The sequence below is a fragment of the Halomonas campaniensis genome (genome assembly GCF_002211105.1).
In the GTDB taxonomy this organism is placed as follows: domain Bacteria; phylum Pseudomonadota; class Gammaproteobacteria; order Pseudomonadales; family Halomonadaceae; genus Vreelandella; species Vreelandella campaniensis_A.
In genome coordinates, this window is sequence record NZ_JPUA01000020.1 from 1 (window position 1) to 18,981 (window position 18,981).

23 protein-coding genes are annotated in these 18,981 nt (G+C 50.7%); 11 read left to right on the forward strand and 12 right to left on the reverse strand.

The window, feature by feature from the left end:
- Positions 1-88 precede the first annotated feature (88 nt).
- The 4 genes from JI62_RS07310 to flgA all read right to left on the reverse strand — a co-directional run bounded on the left by JI62_RS07310 (position 89) and on the right by flgA (position 2,444).
- Positions 89-829, reverse strand: a complete 741-nt coding sequence (locus tag JI62_RS07310; RefSeq protein ID WP_088699531.1) for an SDR family NAD(P)-dependent oxidoreductase — start codon at positions 827-829, stop codon at positions 89-91.
- Positions 830-899: 70 nt separating this feature from the next.
- The gene (locus tag JI62_RS07315; RefSeq protein WP_088699532.1) at positions 900-1,349 is read right to left on the reverse strand and encodes a flagella synthesis protein FlgN; all 450 of its coding nucleotides are present in this window, start codon (positions 1,347-1,349) and stop codon (positions 900-902) included.
- A gap of 13 nt (positions 1,350-1,362) precedes the next feature.
- On the reverse strand, positions 1,363-1,629 hold the full coding sequence (gene flgM / locus JI62_RS07320; protein WP_088699533.1) for a flagellar biosynthesis anti-sigma factor FlgM: 267 nt from the start codon (positions 1,627-1,629) through the stop codon (positions 1,363-1,365).
- A gap of 98 nt (positions 1,630-1,727) precedes the next feature.
- The gene (flgA, locus tag JI62_RS07325) at positions 1,728-2,444 is read right to left on the reverse strand and encodes a flagellar basal body P-ring formation chaperone FlgA (protein ID WP_088699534.1); all 717 of its coding nucleotides are present in this window, start codon (positions 2,442-2,444) and stop codon (positions 1,728-1,730) included.
- A gap of 201 nt (positions 2,445-2,645) precedes the next feature.
- On the opposite strand from flgA, the gene flgB reads away from it, so the two are divergent.
- From flgB to flgL, 11 genes are all read left to right on the forward strand, one after another.
- Positions 2,646-3,080, forward strand: coding sequence for a flagellar basal body rod protein FlgB (gene flgB / locus JI62_RS07330; protein ID WP_088699535.1), 435 nt, complete (start codon positions 2,646-2,648; stop codon positions 3,078-3,080).
- Between the two features lie 32 nt (positions 3,081-3,112).
- Positions 3,113-3,523, forward strand: coding sequence for a flagellar basal body rod protein FlgC (flgC, locus tag JI62_RS07335; protein WP_088699536.1), 411 nt, complete (start codon positions 3,113-3,115; stop codon positions 3,521-3,523).
- Between the two features lie 3 nt (positions 3,524-3,526).
- The gene (locus JI62_RS07340; protein ID WP_088699537.1) at positions 3,527-4,216 is read left to right on the forward strand and encodes a flagellar hook assembly protein FlgD; all 690 of its coding nucleotides are present in this window, start codon (positions 3,527-3,529) and stop codon (positions 4,214-4,216) included.
- Positions 4,217-4,238: 22 nt separating this feature from the next.
- Positions 4,239-5,504: a flagellar hook protein FlgE gene (gene flgE, locus JI62_RS07345; protein ID WP_088699538.1), complete on the forward strand. Its 1,266-nt coding sequence runs from the start codon at positions 4,239-4,241 to the stop codon at positions 5,502-5,504.
- A gap of 31 nt (positions 5,505-5,535) precedes the next feature.
- Positions 5,536-6,294 (forward strand): flagellar basal-body rod protein FlgF, encoded by a 759-nt coding sequence (gene flgF, locus JI62_RS07350; protein WP_088699539.1) that lies wholly within the window; start codon positions 5,536-5,538, stop codon positions 6,292-6,294.
- Positions 6,295-6,344: 50 nt separating this feature from the next.
- Entirely contained in the window at positions 6,345-7,127 is a 783-nt protein-coding gene (gene flgG, locus JI62_RS07355; RefSeq protein WP_088699540.1) for a flagellar basal-body rod protein FlgG, read from the forward strand.
- Positions 7,128-7,165: 38 nt separating this feature from the next.
- Positions 7,166-7,855: a flagellar basal body L-ring protein FlgH gene (locus JI62_RS07360; protein WP_088699541.1), complete on the forward strand. Its 690-nt coding sequence runs from the start codon at positions 7,166-7,168 to the stop codon at positions 7,853-7,855.
- Between the two features lie 114 nt (positions 7,856-7,969).
- Positions 7,970-9,076, forward strand: a complete 1,107-nt coding sequence (locus tag JI62_RS07365) for a flagellar basal body P-ring protein FlgI (RefSeq protein ID WP_088699542.1) — start codon at positions 7,970-7,972, stop codon at positions 9,074-9,076.
- Entirely contained in the window at positions 9,076-10,101 is a 1,026-nt protein-coding gene (flgJ, locus tag JI62_RS07370; protein ID WP_088699543.1) for a flagellar assembly peptidoglycan hydrolase FlgJ, read from the forward strand. Before JI62_RS07365 ends, flgJ begins: the two co-directional genes overlap by 1 nt.
- A 73-nt stretch (positions 10,102-10,174) precedes the next feature.
- The gene (gene flgK, locus JI62_RS07375) at positions 10,175-12,079 is read left to right on the forward strand and encodes a flagellar hook-associated protein FlgK (RefSeq protein WP_088699544.1); all 1,905 of its coding nucleotides are present in this window, start codon (positions 10,175-10,177) and stop codon (positions 12,077-12,079) included.
- A 16-nt stretch (positions 12,080-12,095) separates the two neighbouring features.
- Positions 12,096-13,379 (forward strand): flagellar hook-associated protein FlgL, encoded by a 1,284-nt coding sequence (flgL, locus tag JI62_RS07380; protein WP_088699545.1) that lies wholly within the window; start codon positions 12,096-12,098, stop codon positions 13,377-13,379.
- 62 nt (positions 13,380-13,441) lie between these two features.
- Here flgL and fliR read toward each other — a convergent pair whose 3' ends face one another.
- The 8 genes from fliR to JI62_RS07420 form a co-directional block, all read right to left on the reverse strand.
- Entirely contained in the window at positions 13,442-14,233 is a 792-nt protein-coding gene (gene fliR / locus JI62_RS07385; RefSeq protein WP_088699546.1) for a flagellar biosynthetic protein FliR, read from the reverse strand.
- Positions 14,234-14,237: 4 nt separating this feature from the next.
- Entirely contained in the window at positions 14,238-14,507 is a 270-nt protein-coding gene (fliQ, locus tag JI62_RS07390; protein ID WP_007112097.1) for a flagellar biosynthesis protein FliQ, read from the reverse strand.
- Between the two features lie 67 nt (positions 14,508-14,574).
- Positions 14,575-15,375, reverse strand: coding sequence for a flagellar type III secretion system pore protein FliP (gene fliP / locus JI62_RS07395; protein WP_430750714.1), 801 nt, complete (start codon positions 15,373-15,375; stop codon positions 14,575-14,577).
- 8 nt (positions 15,376-15,383) lie between these two features.
- Complete coding sequence (gene fliO / locus JI62_RS07400) at positions 15,384-15,827, reverse strand: flagellar biosynthetic protein FliO (protein ID WP_088699548.1); 444 nt, start codon at positions 15,825-15,827, stop codon at positions 15,384-15,386.
- The gene (fliN, locus tag JI62_RS07405) at positions 15,824-16,396 is read right to left on the reverse strand and encodes a flagellar motor switch protein FliN (protein ID WP_088699549.1); all 573 of its coding nucleotides are present in this window, start codon (positions 16,394-16,396) and stop codon (positions 15,824-15,826) included. Before fliN ends, fliO begins: the two co-directional genes overlap by 4 nt.
- A complete protein-coding gene (fliM, locus tag JI62_RS07410; protein ID WP_088699550.1) occupies positions 16,393-17,448 on the reverse strand; it encodes a flagellar motor switch protein FliM in 1,056 nt (351 codons plus the stop codon). The genes fliN and fliM overlap by 4 nt, the downstream gene beginning before the upstream one ends.
- Before the next feature lie 21 nt (positions 17,449-17,469).
- Complete coding sequence (fliL, locus tag JI62_RS07415; protein ID WP_088699551.1) at positions 17,470-17,946, reverse strand: flagellar basal body-associated protein FliL; 477 nt, start codon at positions 17,944-17,946, stop codon at positions 17,470-17,472.
- 170 nt (positions 17,947-18,116) lie between these two features.
- Positions 18,117-18,981, reverse strand: an 865-nt coding sequence (locus JI62_RS07420; protein WP_170938500.1) for a flagellar hook-length control protein FliK, incomplete at its 5' end; no start/stop codon positions are given.

The following is an 18,981-nucleotide window of genomic DNA, read 5'->3' on the forward strand; positions in this document are numbered from 1 at the left end:
AGAGTAGGTCATCGTCAGGCACTTATTTAACGAAGAACCCAGCCATCCGGCTGGGTTTTTTGTTTGCGCACAGAAAAACACCTCGCTCTTACCAATCGATAGGTTGGCCATTCCAATCCCAAAAGGTACCGCTATCATCAGGCGTTCGCTGGGCGATAACTGACAGCAACTGCTCTGCTACAAAGGTGGGCGTGAACAACTTCTCGTGAGGAACCCTTGCTTGAAAGGGTTTGGAGAGTGCCGTGTCGGTGGTGCCTGGATGCAGGCATAGCACGGTGGATTGCTTATTAAGCCGCCTGAGTTCAATGGACGCTGTCTTAAACAGCATATTATGCGCTGCTTTGCTGGCACGATAGCTGTACCAGCCTCCTAGTTGATTATCTTCGATTGAGCCAACGCGAGCGGAAAGGCTGGCAATCACTGCAGGGTGTGTTCCTTTGAAAGAGTCTTTCAGTGCCGCTAGCAGTAAGATTGGCACAAAGGCATTGATGTTCATTGTGTGCGCTAGGTTTTCGACGCTAAGCTGATCAAGGCGCTTTTCGGGGAAGAGTTGTTGTGTGTCATCATGAAGTATGCCGATGGCATTAAAAAAGAAGTGAATTGGCTGGGTGGCTAACTCTTTCTTAAGTGCATGCCTATCCTGCTCTTGGGAGACATCGAGCATTAGGTGAGTAAGGCGGGAGTGGTCAATCCGTGATGGTTGGCGGCTTACCGCAATGATGTGGCCGACATGAGAGGAAGAGAGTAACTGCTGAATAATGGCAGAGCCTATCCCCCCAGATGCGCCGATGACCAACGCTGTAAAATGATGAGGCAGTAAACTGAACATGAGAAGCCTTTGCAATCCTGCTAGTGAAGGCTTTCATTGAAACGCTATGGTGGCGTCTTGTCGAGGGAGGTCAGGCGGATGCGTTGATTCTGCCCGGCTGGGCACTATTACGACCATCCGGCTTGTAGAGTGTTTTTTCTGCGATTTGCCGAATGTAGTCAAGCATCGCCTGATTATGCTTCATTCGAACAGATAGCATCTGGCCCGTTAACTCATTCATACGCGAAGCTCGCTCACTCTTTTCTAGTAAGCTATCCCAGGCTGTCAGGCAGTCGGCATCGCGGGCTGCCGCTTTGGCGCCGTCAGCGCCTTCGGCATAGCCAAGACGTTTTTGTACATTGCGGCGCACAATCTCTATGCGCTCTAATTCAGCCAGTAGCGATTGCTTATCTAATGCGACTTTTGATAGTGCATCACCGTCAATGTCACCTTGCGTCAATAAATTTTGCTCGCTGGACAACAGCGAAATTAATTCATCAAGTCGCTGCTGTTGATCGGTCAGCAAGGATGCAAGGCTCATTTAAAGCGTCTCCTTAAAAATCTTTAAGATTTGCAATGAGGCCCTCGGCGATGCGATCAGCACTCATTTCCAGGCGGCCCTCACGAATAGCGTCACGGATTTCTTCAACTTTGGCGCTATCGATATCCTGAGAATCATCGATACTTGTTTGGCTCAATTGAGTCGATTCGCGCGTTGTACCGCCGGGCGTTGCCGGAGTCACGCTATTAGCCTTTTGCGTTTCATCGCGCTGCTGGGCTTGGTTAGAGCGTAACAGCGAATTAATGTTATCAATATTCACGTCGTCTGCCTCATCGTCAGCGTCGATGCGCTTTGCGTTTAGTGTAGCTTGTATGAAGATAACTATCGGCTGGGCTGAGTATAACTTTAGGTGGTAAGTTAAAAATCCACCACTAAAGTACCCCGGTCAGTGACGCGGGCAGTCAGAATTTCCCGTGAACCAAAACGAACCCTGACCCGCTCACCAAGCGCGCCATTTTCAAGCGCTTCGCCTTCGCGTGAAACGCGGAAAGCAGAACCCTGAGCTATGACAGTAACGCGCTGCCCGCGTTCAACTAAGTGAGGCGCTTGTAAATAATGGGCTAAAAAGGCGCTGCCACTGCGAATGGGGCGCTGAGCTATTTTTCCCACAATATCTTCTTCAGCAGTGAGGGCCTGAGCTGACAGGTCACCAAGATTGCCACCGCGTTCGCTTAGCATGTTTGAGGTGATCAGTGCGCCCCGTTCAATATCTCTAGCGGCCACCATGTAATTGCCGATGACATCAATTTGGGCCTGCAAGTAGCGGACTTGCCGACTGTTTTCACCGCAACGTACTCCAACGGAAACGCGACCCAAGGGGGCTTGATTGGCATTGGGTAAAAAAGGCTCCGGTTGGACGCACTCCGGTAAATGTGGGGACGGTGGGCGTAAGTCAATCACAACTTCTTCGCCTAAAGCCCGGGTCTCCTCGTATAAAAACTGATGCACTTTTTGAAGAAGGTTGTCGTCATCAGCCTGAGCGTTGGCTAACGCAGTGATACTTAGGATTACCAACAAGACAATCACTTGCCAGTAGCGAAGCGTGCTTGGCTTAGTAAAGCGCTGTCGTAGCATGGGGAGTCACTTGCTTGGGAGCTTAGAAAGGAGGGGCATAAGAAGAGGATTCATGGCCCAGTGTAGCGAAAAGGTAGCAGCCGTATCACGCGAAATGCTGGCAGAAACGCCAGCTGTTCCATGCTTTAGGCTGACAGTTCCAAACGTATTCTTCATCATCAACAAAATCCATTTTATTTTATGCCTCAAGCGAGGGTCGGCATGATTGATCAACTGGAATCTGCCTTTAATTTTCATCAGCAAGCAGTGAGTCTACGCCAAGCACGCCACGACGTATTGGCCGCTAACATTGCCAATGCCGATACGCCTAACTATAAAGCGCGCGACATCGATTTTGCTAGTGAGTTGAAAAAAGCAGTAGACGGTACTCAGAGTGCCTCTAGCAATACCGGCGGCGGTCTAACATTGGCGCGTACCGCTGAGAATCATATTGCTGGAGAAGGCCCCGCATGGCGTGGAGCGGGTAGCACCGATTTACTTTACCGTATCCCCGACCAGCCTAGTTTGGATGGCAATACGGTTGATATGGATCGTGAACGCACGCAGTTTGCCGATAACGCTGTTCGTTATCAAGCCGGTCTCACGATGCTCAATAGGCGTATCCAGGGACTGAAAAATGCCATGCAGCCCGAATAATCCAGGCCAAATTAGTCAGGAGTTAACCAACAATGTCGATGTTCTCTACGTTTGATATTGCCAGTTCGGCAATGAGCGCCCAGTCCCAGCGAATGAATGTCACCGCTAGCAACCTGGCCAATGCCGACAGTATCGCCGGGCCGGATGGTGAAACCTATCGAGCGAAACAGGTGATGTTTGAGACTCAGGCGCAAAGTAATCGCTACGGCGTTGGCGGTGTGCGTGTCACCGAAGTAGTAGAAGACGACTCGCCTCTGCGCATGGAGTACATGCCCAATCACCCAGCGGCAGATGAAGAGGGCTATGTAGCAAAGCCCAATGTTGAGCCCGTGCATGAAATGGTCAATATGATTTCTGCCTCGCGCTCCTACCAAGCCAACGTTGAAGTCTTTAATACCAGTAAGCAGATGCTGATACAGACGCTGTCGCTGGGAGAGGGGTAAACCATGAATGTTGATACGAGTGTATTGAATAACATCAATGGCGGCGGGTCTAACGTCCTCTCCGCCCGACAGTCCGATGAGCTGCGTGAAAGCTTTATGACGCTGCTGATTACGCAATTGCAGAACCAGGATCCGCTCAATCCGATGGAAAATTCGGAGATGACTTCTCAGTTAGCTCAAATTAACACGGTTAGTGGCATTGAAGAACTGAATAGCACGCTAGAAGGTATTACCAGTCAAATGGATGCCAATCAGGCACTGCAGGCGAGTGGCCTAATTGGCAAAGGCGTCATGGTGCCCGGTAAGGATGTGCTGGTAGAGCAAGATAGCGAAGGGAATACGTATACAACACCCTTTGGCATAGAATTGGCCCAGCCGGCGAAGAGCGTTAAAGCCACGATTGTTGGTCAAGGTGGCCAAGTGATCAGACAGCTTGATTTGAAATCTCTGGACTCGGGCGTTCATTCTTTCGATTGGGGTGGTGAAAATGACCAAGGCGACGCGGTTGCCAGTGGCCGATATTCGGTTCAGATAGAGGCGACCGACGCTGAAGGTGAAAAAATTGAATCCACGGCCTTGCAGTACGCGGTGGTTAATCGGGTAACGCCGAATGATGGCAGTGGCAGTGTCCGGCTGGATCTAGGCGCTATCTATGGCCAAGTCAACCTAAACGACGTTAAACAAATTCTATAACTCGGATATTTGAGGATCTACTATGTCATTTACTACTGCTCTGTCTGGTATTAACGCACAGTCAGAAAAGCTTAACTCTGCAGGCAATAATATCGCCAACTCACAAACCGTGGGTTACAAAAGTTCAAGCGTTCGTTTTGCCGACGTATTCGCTAATTCTCAAGGAATTGGTGTCAAGGTATCCGATACTCGTCAAAACTTCTCACAAGGTAGTATCGAAAGCACAAACCGCAATCTCGACTTAGCTATTTCTGGAAGTGGTTTCTATCGTATGGAACAGTCTTCAGGTGAAGTAGCCTACTCAAGAAATGGTGAGTTCAGCTTGGCTGCTAATGGCGATATTGTTAATGCGCAAGGCGCCAGACTGATGGGATACGGTCTGGATACCCAGATTACTGAAGATACGGCCGAGCAGTTAGCATTTCCTTTTTCTGACGTGTTAGCGGGAAGTGATCCGGTTCCTTTGAATGTTGCTGCGAATGACATACCAGCGAGGGCTACCTCAGAAGCTAACATCCTTCTTAATCTGGACGCCACGACTGTTCAAGGACAGGGTTTAAGCACTGTCGAATTAAATGATGGAACTGAATTGCCGTACCACTTTTCAAACAGTTTTACGGCTTATGATTCGTTAGGTAATGCGATAAACGTGTCGACTTATTTTGAGAGGGGTGCAAACAATCAGTGGAATGCGACAGCGGTTACCGAAGGTGTAGAAAGAGGCACTTTCACACTTGACTTTACTACTAGCGGGCGATTGCTAACAGATGCTGATGGTAACGTAACCGGAGTAAATGGAGGCGATGATAGCGCTACAATTACTTTCCCAGGCGGTACTGACGCGGAAGACGTTTCATTTGATTTAATGTTTGATGGAAGCACTCAGTTTGCAGACATCTCTTCGCGGAGAGAGTTTAATCAAAATGGTTACACATCAGGCGCTTTAGTGGGTGTCGAAGTGCTTGCGGATGGTACCGTAATGCGTAACTTCTCTAATGAGCAATCTCGTCCTGCAGGTCAGATTGTATTAGATACTTTTCGCAATGAAGAGGGGCTGAGACCGTTAGGCAACAACCTGTGGGCAGCAACGAATAGTTCAGGTGTAGCTAACACGGGTGCGCCCGGCTCTGGACAGTATGGTCAAATTGAGTCAGGTGCTGTCGAAGCTTCTAATGTGGATTTGGCCAAAGAGCTTGTGGATATGATTGTCTCGCAACGTGCTTACCAGGCAAACTCCAACACCATCAGTACCCAGGATGAGCTCCTGCAGACCGTTATTAATCTTTAATGATCGGTCATATTTGTAAGGAGTAAGTGCAGTGGATCGAATGCTCTATACCGCCATGAGTGGCGCCAAGAACAGTATGGATCAGCAGTCGGTGGTAAGTAATAACCTATCGAATGTAACCACTACTGGTTTTCGCGCCCAGTTGCAGGCGGCTCGCTCCGTGCCTGTGCAGGGAGAGGCGTTGCTGGCCACCCGAAACTCAGCGGTGACTACCACGCCTGGCAGTGATTTTTCTCAGGGGCCCGTTGAATATACGGGCCGCACCCTTGATGTCGCGATGCAGGACGACGCGTGGATGGCGGTGCAGGCTAATGACGGTACTGAAACCTATACACGGCGTGGCGATCTGCAGGTAGACAGTGACGGGGTACTGCTAAGCGTAGGGCGACCGGTAATGGGCGAAGGTGGTCCCATTGCCATACCGCAAGGGGCGCAGGTATCAATTGGTGCCGACGGGACGATTAGTGCCATTCCCGAAGGTGTAGGGCCGGAAGCCCTCGTCGAGGTAGGGCGTATTAAACTGGTGACGCCTGACGCTGGCGCCTTAACACGTGGCGAAGATGGCCTTTTTCGCGCCCCCCCTAATGAGGAGGGTGAGCCAGGCGCCTTGCCCGCCGACGAAAACGCCAAGTTGGTGAGTGGCGCCCTGGAGGGCAGTAATGTCAGCGCTGTCGATGCCATGGTCTCCATGATTGATGTGGCCCGTCGCTATGATATGCAGATGAAAGTGCTGAGCACGGCTGACGAAAATGCTCAGCGCGCCAACGGCATTTTATCTATCCAAGGTTGATGTTGACCATTTAGAGCTGATGTAAGTCAGTCGGTCAAGGGAGCATAATTATGATTAAGTCGTTATGGACAGCTAAAACGGGTTTGGAGTCTCAGCAGACCAAGCTCGATGTAATTTCAAATAACCTGGCTAACGTTAGCACCAATGGCTTCAAACGCTCACGCCCAGTGTTTGAAGACTTGCTGTATCAGAACATGCGGCAGCCCGGCGCGCAGAACAATATCCAGGATCGTCTGCCCTCCGGCATGCAGGTGGGAACCGGCGTGCGTGCCGTGGCCACTGAGCGTCTGCATACCCAAGGTGGGCTAGAACAGACTGAAAACTCACGCGATTTGGCGATTAACGGCGAAGGCTTCTTTCAGGTATTAATGCCAGACGGTACGACTGCTTACACCCGCGACGGTAGCTTTCAGCTCAATGAGAATGGCCAAATGGTAACGGCCAATGGCTACCCTGTTGAACCTGCCATTTTCTTACCAGCTAATTCGCTGTCAGTTAATGTTGGTGAAGATGGCACGGTGAGTGTACGCCAGCCGGGCGTTGCAATTGATAATGAGGTGGGGCAAATCACAGTCAGTACCTTTATTAATCCTGCAGGCCTACAAAGTATCGGCGGCAATCTTTACCTGGAGACGGGAGCTTCCGGGGCACCCAATGAGAATATGCCGGGCATGAATGGCGCAGGCCGCCTATTCCAAGGTTATGTCGAAACGTCCAACGTCAACGTCGTTGAGGAGATGGTCAATATGATTCAGACCCAGCGTGCCTATGAAATCAATAGCAAAGCGGTGTCCACCAGCGATGAAATGTTGGCACGCTTAAGCCAGCTGTAACGGTTGCTACTCACCGGGCTTACTTTATAGGTTGCGTTATGCTGGAGTTGCACCACATGTCACGTCGTATTGCGCTAGCGGGGCTGGTGCTTTTAATGCTAGTTGTTGCCGGGTGCGCTCAGATTCCCAGAGCATCGGTTGTGGGTGAACAAGAGCAGATCAGCATTTTGGATCGCCCGCCCCCCATCCCCAATGGCTCTATTTATCAAGCTAGGCAAGGTTATCAGCCGCTCTTTGAAGATCGCAGGCCGCGTGCCATTGGCGATATTCTGACCATTGTGCTGGATGAAGAAGTCAGTGCCAGTAAAAACTCGCAATCCAATGCGGGGCGCAGCGGCAGCGCCAGTCTGGAACTAGCACAGCTGCCTGATGTTCTGGATACGCTTGCAGAGTATGGCTTTGATGTTTCAGGTGAAAACGACTTTACCGGTAGCGGTGGGTCGCAGGCCAATAACTCCTTTACCGGTACCATCACGGTATCAGTATTAGAGGTGATGAATAACGGCAACTTACGTGTGCGTGGTGAAAAGCAAATTGCCATTAATCAGGGCACCGAGTTCATTCGTTTTTCTGGTGTGGTTAACCCTCGTACGATTACCGCTCAGAACTCAGTCCCTTCCACACAGGTGGCGGATGCGCGTATTGAGTATGTGGGTGACGGTTATATTAACGAAGCGCAGCACATGGGCTGGCTACAACGTTTCTTCTTAAACGTCTCACCCTTCTAACGTTAGGGGAAGCTACTAATGGCAGAGCTGCCAATGACAGGTCACCCAATGAAAGAGCGTCAGTGCGCTATAGCGATGCGGTTTAATCGTTTGTGGGTAAATGGTTGTCGAACAATGAATGCTTGGGCTGTCCAACTGGGCGCCATAGTGCTAATAGCTCTATTCTCATTACCTGCCCAGGCGGAAAGCGTTCGTGAGTTGGCAAGCTTTGCCGGTGTCCGCGATAACCAACTGGTAGGCTACGGTCTAGTGGTTGGTCTGGACAGTACCGGTGACCAAACGACCCAAGCACCGTTTACTAGCCAAAGCCTGACCAACATGCTCTCTCAACTGGGGGTAACCGTCCCATCTGGTACGAACTTACAATTACGCAATGTGGCAGCGGTGATGGTGACAGCTGACCTACCGCCGTTCTCAAGACCGGGGCAGCGCTTAGATATCGTAGTTTCATCAATTGCTAACGCACGCAGCCTGCGTGGCGGCACACTTCTAATGACCCCTTTAAAAGGTGCTGATGGTGATACCTATGCCATTGCCCAGGGCAACATGCTGGTAGGTGGCGCTGGCGCACAAGCGGGAGGCAGCAGTGTTCAGATCAACCAGCAGGCATCAGGGCGTATCCCCAATGGTGCGCTGGTTGAAAGAGAAGTGCCGCTTAACCTTGGGGGTAACGGCGGCATGCTTGAATTACAGCTCAACGACTCTGACTTTGGCACCGTTCAGCGTATGGTAACGGCGATTAATACCGAGTTTGGCCAGTCGGTAGCCTATGCACGTAATGGTCGGGTAATCGCTCTGGATGGGCCTAATGATGACAATGCCAGGGTCAATTTTATGGCCCGTGTCGAGAATGTTCAGGTAACGCCTACGGAAGCGCCAGCCCGTGTTGTGCTGAATTCACGTACCGGGTCGGTGGTAATGAACAGCGCCGTCACGTTACGAGAGGCGGCGGTAGCCCACGGCAGCTTGTCGATCATGATTGATACCCAGTTTGGTGTTAGCCAGCCTAACCCTTTTGGAGAGGGTGAGACGGTCGTGGTACCCGACGCGGATATCGATATTGAGCAGCAAGAGGCTTATCTACAAATCGTAGAGGGCGCGCAGCTCAACGAAGTGGTCAATGCTTTGAATGCCTTAGGCGCGACCCCTCAAGACTTGATGTCGATTCTGGAAGCATTAAAAGCGTCGGGTTCACTACGTGCTGAGCTGGAGGTTATTTAATGAGTGCGAGTGATATGAGCAGCCAGTTCGCCCTGGATATGAATGGTTTTCAGCGTCTTCAGCATACAGCTCGCGTCGACCCTGAGTCGGGTGTAAATGGCGCAGCTCAGCAGTTTGAGGCGCTTTTTATTCAAATGATGATGAAAAGTATGCGTGATGCGACACCCAGTTCACAGCTGATGAACAGCAGCGCGACGGATACCTATCAATCGATGCTGGATCAACAGTGGTCACAGGTGATGGCTTCGCGTGGAATGGGCCTAGCCGATGTGCTTGTTGAACAGCTGGAACGCCAAGGTGCCATCTCAAAAGCGCAGCCCAATGCCGATCAAGAGTTACAAGCATTGATAGCTGGCATCCCCCGTGGCGCTCCGCGTGTGCTTGACGATTCATACGCAGCTAACGCTGATACTAATGGAACCACTAATACACAGGGCAACGGTCAATTCCTAGCCGAGCTGGAGGCTATTCGCCAAGGCGCGAAGAGGGGGGCGGTAGATGAGCCCACGCTAACCCAGCAAGTGCAACATGGTTCAGGGCATGTCAGTCAATTTATGCAAACGCTAGCAGCCCCTGCCCAGGCGGCCAGTGCGACTACCGGAGTGCCTGCTGAATTAATTCTAGCCCAGGCAGCGCTGGAAACAGGCTGGGGGCGGCACGAAATTACTACTCGTAATGGCAACAATAGTCACAATCTGTTTGGTATCAAAGCCGGCAGTCACTGGAAGGGCGAAACCACTGATATCGTGACTCACGAATATATCAATGGGCGGCGGACGCAGGTGGTGGATACTTTCCGTGTCTACGACTCGTTCGAACACGCCTTTACTGACTATGCCAGCCTAATCGGCAATAACCCTCGCTATGCCAGTGTGGTGCAGGCACCTACCGCGGAACAGGCGGCGAGAGAGCTGCAGCGCGGTGGGTATGCGACTGACCCACGCTATGCTGACAAATTGGTCGCGGTGATGAATACCATGGGCCCACTTAACGCAGCCGGCAGCTTCTTAGCCGATTCTCGCTAATCCTATCCTCAAGTTTTTCTGCGCAGTGCCGATACTTAAAAAATAGATAGGTACCGGCCTAAGGAATTGAACCATGAGCATGTTTTCTATCGGCTTAAGCGGCCTCAATGCGGCGCAGAATGCCCTCAACACAGTTAGCAATAATGTTAGCAATATCAATACGCCTGGCTATAACCGTGAGATTACACAGTTAGGCCAGGGAGGCATTGGTGGGGGAGTTCGTGTTAATGATATCGAGCGTCAGTTTAATACGTATGTAGCTGACCAGTTAAATAGTGCCAAAACACAATCGAGTGCCTTATCGACTTATTATAGTCAAGTGACGCAAATCGATAATCTACTGGCAGACCGTGAAGCCGGTTTAGCTCCTCTGATGCAGAATTTTTTCTCTTCATTAGAAGACCTGGCGGCCTCACCCTCTGACCCAGCGGCTCGTCAGGGCGTCCTGGGTACCGCTAATACGCTGAGTTCACAGTTCCGTTCCTTTGATGGCTACTTGCAAGATATGCAAGGCAATATTAATGGCCAGATCAAGGATGAAATTACCCAGATCAATAACACCACCGAGCAGATCGCCGGCTTAAATAAAGAGATTGCCCTGGCTCGCGCTCGCAGCGGCGAGGCTCCCAATAGTCTGCTCAACCAGCGTGATCAATTGGTATCTGAGCTTAATGAGCGTATGGATTTGCGCCTAAATATTCAGGATGGCAAAAGCTACAGTCTTAGCTTGCCCAATGGTCAGCCGCTGGTAACTGGCACCGATTCATTCCAACTTGAAGCGATGCAGGCAGATTACGATCCCCAGCGTACGGTAGTGGGGTATCGCGATGGTGGTGGTAATGTCGTTCAACTAGATGAGTCCACGATCAAAGGCGGGGCATTGGGGGGCTTAATGACCTTCCGTTCAGAAACCTTAGATAAGACACAGAACCAAATTGGCCAATTGTCTGTGTCATTGGCGACGGCTTTCAATGAGCAACATAAATTAGGCGTGGATCTTAACGGCGACCAGGGCGAAGACTTCTTTGCAGTGCGTGCCCCACAAACATATGCCGATAAAAGTAATAGCTTACCCGCCGTCACCATTACTAGCGCTGAATTTGACCCTGATCAGGTTGACGCCCTTAGAGCGACTGATTATACCGTCCGTTTTGAGGCTGGAGAGCCCGTCGTTACCCGTAAAGATAATGGGCAGGTTGTAGATTTCGATCAAGACGCCTGGGATGACGATGGTGAATTAAATTTTGGAGGTGTCAGTATTCAATTCAGTGGTGTACCGCAAGATGGTGACAGCTTTGAAATTCAACCGGTACGGCGCGCCGCCAATGGCATGGAAACGAATATTGCTGACGTAGATAAGATTGCCGCGGCTAGCTTTGCTGACTTTGAAGGCAACTTAGATATAGGCAAAGTAAGCATTGCCAATGGCGCTTTTGCTGATGTCGATGAAGAGTACTCGATTACGGTTGATCAGGATGGCAGCGTTAGCGGAGTGGAACCAGCGGCAGCGACGATGACGGTTAATGGTAACCCGTTTGATCCAGCTACCCAGACGCTGGAAGCAAAGGATCGTATTCAGATTGGCGATATTACGTTTACCCTAAACGAGCTGCCTGAGGCGGATGGTACTAGCGTTTCTATCACCCTGAGTGATGCGAACGCGGGCGATAACCGTAATGCCTTAGCCATGCAAGAACTACAGGCTAAGTCGATTGTCGGGGGGCGGGCAACCCTTACCGGTGCGTATGCATCCATGGTCAGCGATGTTGGTAACCGAACCAATATTACGGAAGTGAACCTTGATGCGCGGCAGGGGTTAACGGATCAATTGCGCGCTGTGCAACAGTCGGAATCGGGTGTCAGTATTGACGAAGAAATGGCGAATTTGATGCGTTACCAGCAATACTACATGGCTAACGCGAAGGTCATCGATACGGCTGGCTCGTTAATGGACACCATCTTGAACCTGCGCGGTTAATTCGGGAGCTTAATGTATGCGTATTAGTACCGTTACCATGTTCGAGCAGAGCACGGCGTCTTTGAACCGCCAGCAGAGCGAGTTGATGAGGGTGAGTCAGCAGATTGCCAGTGGCCGACGTGTGGTTAATCCATCCGATGACCCTCAGGCCGCCTCGCGGGCGATTGGCGTTGATCAGGCAAAGGCGGCAACTGAACAGTTTTCAGATTCTCGCGTATCGGCGCGTAACTCGCTGTCGCAGACAGAGAGCATCATTAATAGCGTTAGTGATGCGATAACCAGTGCTAAAGGGTTGTTGATTCAAGCGTCTAGCGACACGCTGACTGACGAGCAGCGCGAGTCCATCGCTAGCGAGCTCAAAGGTGTTTATGAAACGATAGTGGGCCAGGCCAATTCAACGGATGGTAATGGACGCTATTTGTTCGGCGGCTACAAAGATAATAGTCCTCCTTTTGTGAAATCAGCCGACGGCAGCGTGGAATATAAAGGCGATACGAATGCACGCGAGCAGCGTGTAGATGCTACTCGCTTAATGCCGGTAGCGGATAATGGCGTGACTATCTTCCAAAGTGTACCTAGCGGTGCGGGTTATGTAGCAGAAGCAAAGAAAGAGGATGGCACGCTAAATCAAGGTAATGTGACATATCGCGGGCCCCAGACCCTTGATGTCAAGAACGCTGATTATGGTAGTGATTATCGCGTCAGCTTTGATGGAACTGCGGCTGATCCAACTTATCAGGTTCAACGATTTGATAATACAACGAATGCCTGGGTGGACAACGACACGGATGGTGCAGCATTGAGCTCAGGCGTCTGGGCAGATGATATTAACGACGAGGGTTCTATTTCATTAGAATTCGGTGGTTTATCGATTAGCCTTGAAGGTACCCCTGCGCCGGATGATGAGATATTGGTTGCCAAATCAGGCGGGGATGTTCGTGGTGCTGACTTGTTTCGCACAATGGAAGAAGCTATTCGTGTGTTAGAAAATCCTGCGGACAACGACACTAAGAAAGCCGATCAGCGCAATACTCTGAATACTGCAATGCGCGATTTGGACAATAGTCTAGATAACGTTCTTACCGTACGCGCTTCAGCCGGCGCTCGTTTGAATGAGCTTAAGGTTATTGATGCAGTAGCGGATAATCGAATGCTGAACTACACGCAGACGCTGTCAGATTTGGTAGACCTTGATTATTCTGAAGCTATCTCTGAATATAGTTTGCGTCAGGTGGGCTTACAAGCCGCGCAAAAAACGTTCGTGGATATGAAAGGAATGTCGCTGCTTAATTATATGTAGTTTCTATTTGCCTTAGTTGTGTATCAATAAACGCCCATGCTTCTGCGTGAAGCATGGGCGTTTTAATTTAAAGGCGCCATCGTTTCGATTAGCCCCTGCATAAACCCCAGTCCTTGGGTAAATAACCGTTGTAAAAAGCGATTAATGTCGGTCATTAGTACCATCATCAGTATAAGACCCACGATGAGAGAGGTAGGGAAGCCGATATTGAACACCGTGAGCTGCGGAGCTGAACGGTTGAGTATACCGAGGGCTAGGTTAATGGTCAGCAGGGAGCCCACCAGCGGTAACGCCAGTAACATACCCGAAGCAAAGATTGTTCCCGCATACCGGGCGAGTAACTCAAAAGCACCCGGGTTAAAGGTTCCAATGCCAATGGGCAACGTTTGGAAGCTCATGATCAGGGTTTCAAGCACCATCAGATGGCCATTCAGCGCCAAAAACATGAGCAGTGTTATCATATAGAGGATACGTGATAGCACCATGATATTGGTACCACTCGATGTATCGAAAAAGCTCGCAAACGCTAAGCCCATCTGCAGGCCGATAAAATCCCCTGCGGCTTGAACGACCGCGAACATGATATGCATGACGAGACCCATCGCTAAGCCGATTAGAATCTGTTCGATCATCACCCCCATCCCAGCCCATGACATGATGGCAATATCAGGCATGGCCGGTAAAATCGGCGCAATGACAATGGAAATTAGGGCAGCCAGACCGACTTTAGCCTGATTAGGTACGCTGGAGTGGCCCCATAGAGGCGATGACGCCATAAAAGCAGTAATGCGCGCAAACGGCCATAAAAAAGCCACCAACCACCCCTGGAGTTGTGCGAAAGTGACTTCCACCATACCGCTACATCACCATACTGGGGATATTGGTAAATAGGCGGTGAGTAAAGTCGGTGATCAGCCCAATCAGCCAGGGCCCAGCTAATACCAGCACCGTAAATACAGCCAGAATTTTAGGAATAAACGTCAGCGTCATTTCATTAATTTGCGTGGCGGCTTGGAAGAGGCTGATGATAAGACCAGTGAACAGCGCCGCCAACAGCATTGGGCCAGCAAGGAGAAGCGTTACACGCATACCTTGGTAAGCAATGCTCATCACCATTTCAGGGGTCATAGTTGGAATCCTGTGGGCCGTATAAAACGACGCGGCTTGTCATATGTGAAAATGACTCAATGAAACGCTATATCATGTAAAAGCTTTCTGCCATCGAGCCGATAATAAGCTGCCATCCATCCACTAAAATGAACAGCATTAGCTTAAAGGGTAACGAAATCGTAATGGGTGGAACCATCATCATACCGAGCGCCATGAGCGTACTGGCGACGACGAGGTCGATGATTAAAAACGGGATAAAAATAGTAAAACCAATTTGGAAGGCAGTTTTAAGCTCACTAGTAACGTAAGCGGGCAATAACACTCGCATGGGCAGCTCTTCCGGGCCTTGCATCGGCCCGACATCCGCCAAGCGCACAAACAGGGCTAAGTCGGGCTCGCGAGTTTGGGCAAGCATAAATTCGCGAAAGGGATCCTGGGCAAGCAGCAAAAATTCTTCAAAATTAATCGTTTCATTAGTCAGGGGTACCCAGGCGTTGTCGTACACCTGAGCCAATACTGGCGACATGATAAAAAAAGTTAAAAACAGCGCCACACCCAAGAGTACCTGATTGGGCGGCGTTGCCTGGGTGCCCATTGCCGTACGCAGTAGGCTAAGCACAATGATGATGCGCGTGAAGCTCGTCATCATGAGCAGCATGGAGGGTAAAAACGCTAGCGAGCTTAAAAAGAGCAGTGTTTGCAGTGAAAGCGACCACTGCTGTCCGCCGTCTTCTAGCGGTTGCGAAATAATGCCTGGTATCTGTTGTGCATGCGCAGGGCCTGCTATAAAACAGGCAACAATAATAGACAGCCAAAGGGAAAGTGGCTTAGCGATATTGTTCTTCAAAGCACAGCTCTTCAAAACACAGGGCCAAGAAAGGTGCATCCATTGCCTCATGGCGTCTGATGTGGATCGGTGGGCGAGGATGAATCGCGGTGGCGGCCAGCGGCTAACGCTTTTGATAGGCGAAGCGAAAAGCGGGAGGCGGGTGGAGTAGATTCGGTTGGCGTACGCTCTGCTGGGGCCGGGCGCTCGTGTAGTTTAGTGATACGTCCGCCCCCCACACCAACCACTAACCAGGTATCTTCCACTTCAACAACCACAATACGCTCACGGTTACCTACGGAAGTGGTGCCCACAATGCGCAGGTGAGCGCCATGGCGTGTGGTATGGTTGCCCCAGCGCTTTAAAAGCGCCGTGCAGATTAGAATGATCGCAATAACGAGAGCTAAAGCCGCGGCTGTCTTGCCTAAAACAGCCATGCCTATCAATGCTTCGCCGCCGTTCCCCAGTGCATCGAGCGAACCGTTTTGCGTCGAGGAAGTTGCAACGCTCATCGGTTCAATTTATGAATACGTTCAGAAGGCGTAATGATTTCAGTAATACGAATACCGTATTTATCTTCGATCACAACGACTTCGCCTTGAGCGATCAGGTAGCCATTAATCAAGATATCCATCGGCTCACCGGCGAGACCTTCAAGCTCAATGACAGACCCTTGCGCCAACTCAAGCAACTGCTTAATGGTTAGCTTTGTGCGGCCTAGCTCCACGGTGAGTTTCACCGGGATATCCATGATCATCTCGAGCTCACGTGCCTGAGAGGAGCCGCTGTCCGGGCTTAGCGGGCGGAATATGGCATCACTTGCTGACTTCGCTGCTGGCGCAGGTGAAGCAGCGGGTTCTTCTTCGCTCGCTTCAGCAGACTCTTGCTCTGCCATTGCAGTTGCCCAAGGATCTTCCTCTTCGCTCGCTTCAGCAGATTCTTGCTCTGCCATTGCAGCGGCCCAAGGATCTTCCTCTTCGCTAGCAGCATCGGTGCTAGCTGTGGGCTCTTCTTGTTCGGACATGGCATCTGCCCAATCGTCGTCAGAGACGTTCTGATCAGGCTTATTGGGATCAGTCATGCTTTGGATTCCTTGGCTTTCTGTCGCGTAGACCCTTTAATGAAGTCCTTCGACGATGCGTTATTCATGGCGGCATGGTCAATCATATGTAGCACCCGCAGTGCATGCTGCTGGCGTTGACTACCGTACTCACACTCCATGACGGGAACCCCGTCAACACTTGCTGTGATAGAGCTCGGAATATCTAACGGTAGCACGTCGCCTTTTTTCAACCCCATTACGTGGGCAATACGACTCGGTATTTGAGCAAATTCAGCGACCAACTCTACTTCTGACTGACGTAACTCACTCGCCATCCGGCGAGACCAACTGCCATCTTGGTCGTGGTTGCTATCATTGATCGGGTTGGCCAGTAAATCACGCAACGGCTCGATCATGGCGTAAGGCATACATATCTGAAAATTGCTCGAAAGGTTGCCGACTTCGATATTGAACTTGGTATTCACCACAATTTCATTGGGGGAATTGGTGATGTTGGCAAACTTTGACTGCACTTCTGAACGTAAAAAACTGACATCCAGAGGATGAACGACTTTCCATGCCTCTTGGTAGGCATCAATGGCGAGATTAAGCAGGCGCTGGATAATACGCTGCTCAGTGTTCGTGAATTCTCGACCATCCGATTTGGTGACAAAGCGACCATCACCACCAAAGAGGTTATCGACCACCATAAAAACGAGGTTAGGCGGAAATACCACCAGAGCTGAACCACGTAGCGGCTTCATCGATACGATGTTCAGGTTTGTTGGCACAGGAACATTACGCGAGAACTCGCTAAAGCTCTGATAACGCACCGACTCGACGGTAATGTCTGCACTACGCCGTAATAGGTTGAACAGGCCAGTACGAAAATAGCGTGCAAAACGCTCATTGATAAAATCAAGCGCATGTAAGCGCTCACGAATAACGCGATGCTGAGTCGACGGGTCGTAGGGTCGAACGCGCGTTTCGTCTTGCGCTTTGGACGATGAAGCCGATGGCTCATCGTCTCCGCTAACGCCCTTCAGCAGGGCATCAATTTCTTCCTGGGACAGTAGATCGTCCTGTGACATGAACGGCTCCAGTTCCCGAGGTTATTGCACAATAAATTCGGTGAATAAAACTTCGCGCAAATCAAGCGGCGGCTGATTTTCCGTCAGCGGGACGTTGAGTCGCTCAACAATCGCCTGTGCAAGCTGTTGCTTACCTTCTGGGGAAGTAAGTTCATCAGCCTGCTTGCCTGATAGCAGCATCAGCAGACGGCTACGCACTTGCGGCATATGCTCTTCTAGAATCGCTTTACTTTCTTCATTACCCACTCGCAGAGTCACGCCTGTATAGAGTAAGCGTGAGCCATAGCTATCATCGGCAAGATTGACGGTAAAGGGTTCAATCCGCATGAAAATAGGCGGTTCGCGCTCCATCGCTTGCTGCATTTCTGCATCTTCTGAACCGTCATCACGCTGATCCATTACCATATAAATAGCCGCCGCTGCGCCTGCTGACGACAGCAAGACCAGGATAATCATTATCCAGAGCAGTTTTTTTGACCCGCCGGTTTTTTCTGCCATTTGTGATTCCTGTGAACTCCATGCGTATCACTAGCAAAGCATTATGCCAAAAGCACATGCTGGTGATGAAATGAACAGGCTCGTTTGGCAAGCCTATCTTTTGGTTTAGCTATTTCATTAGCGTACTAATGTGTAGTACCAGAAAGGCCATGCAAATTCTGGTGTCGCCCTTAAGCGTAAAGGTCTACCCGCCCATCCAGTGCCAGCGGGTTACTTCCGGCGTTTTGATGAGCTGCTTCATCAAAACCAACCTCGCCGCTGTCGCTGCCGGTTTTAGTGCCGTTCTTGCTGCTTGACTGGGCAAAAGCTTGGTCGTTGGGGTCGCGCTGTTCGCCAACAGACGTTTCACCTAGTGATATACCTTGCTCTGCCAGCGCTTCCCTTAGCTGGGGAATCGCCTGCTCCAGCACTTGCCGCACCTGTGCATGGGCTGACAAAAAGTGTGCTTGAGCGCCTTGTTCACTAAATTTTAGTGAGATAGAGAGCGGTCCCAGTTCTGCTGGATTCAACTGCATTTGGACATGCTGATCGCCGCCCCGCTGTGAAATCTGCACCAACTGTTGGCTTAGTTGTTGCGACCAGGCAGGACTCGTAAAAGGTGTTGCTAACGTGGCTGCTGTCGGGGTAGACGCAGGCGCATACGTTTGAGTGGATTGCGGCATTGCTAGCGAGTTACTGCCTGTATTTAAAGCAAAACCTGTTGGTAATTGTTCACCACTCTGACTTCCTTTCGGCGTTCCATCAGCGGCCAGTAGAGCGCCCATGAGAGCTTCGCTACTGACGGTGGGGGCTGCGCTGGTGGTATTAATCTGTGGTGAGGTGTTGAGTTGACTAACAAAAGTATCGGGCTGTGGCCTAGAGGCTATCTGGAACTCAGCCACAGGCGAGCGCGTATCAGTTGAACGAGCTGAATCAGCAGACAATGTTTGAGCACCCTGCTGTTGCCCGACCAAGCCATTTATCGCGGAGACCAGCTGCGCAGCTTCCGCTTGACTAATATTTAACTGGTCAGCAATAGCTTCCAGTGCTGCTGGG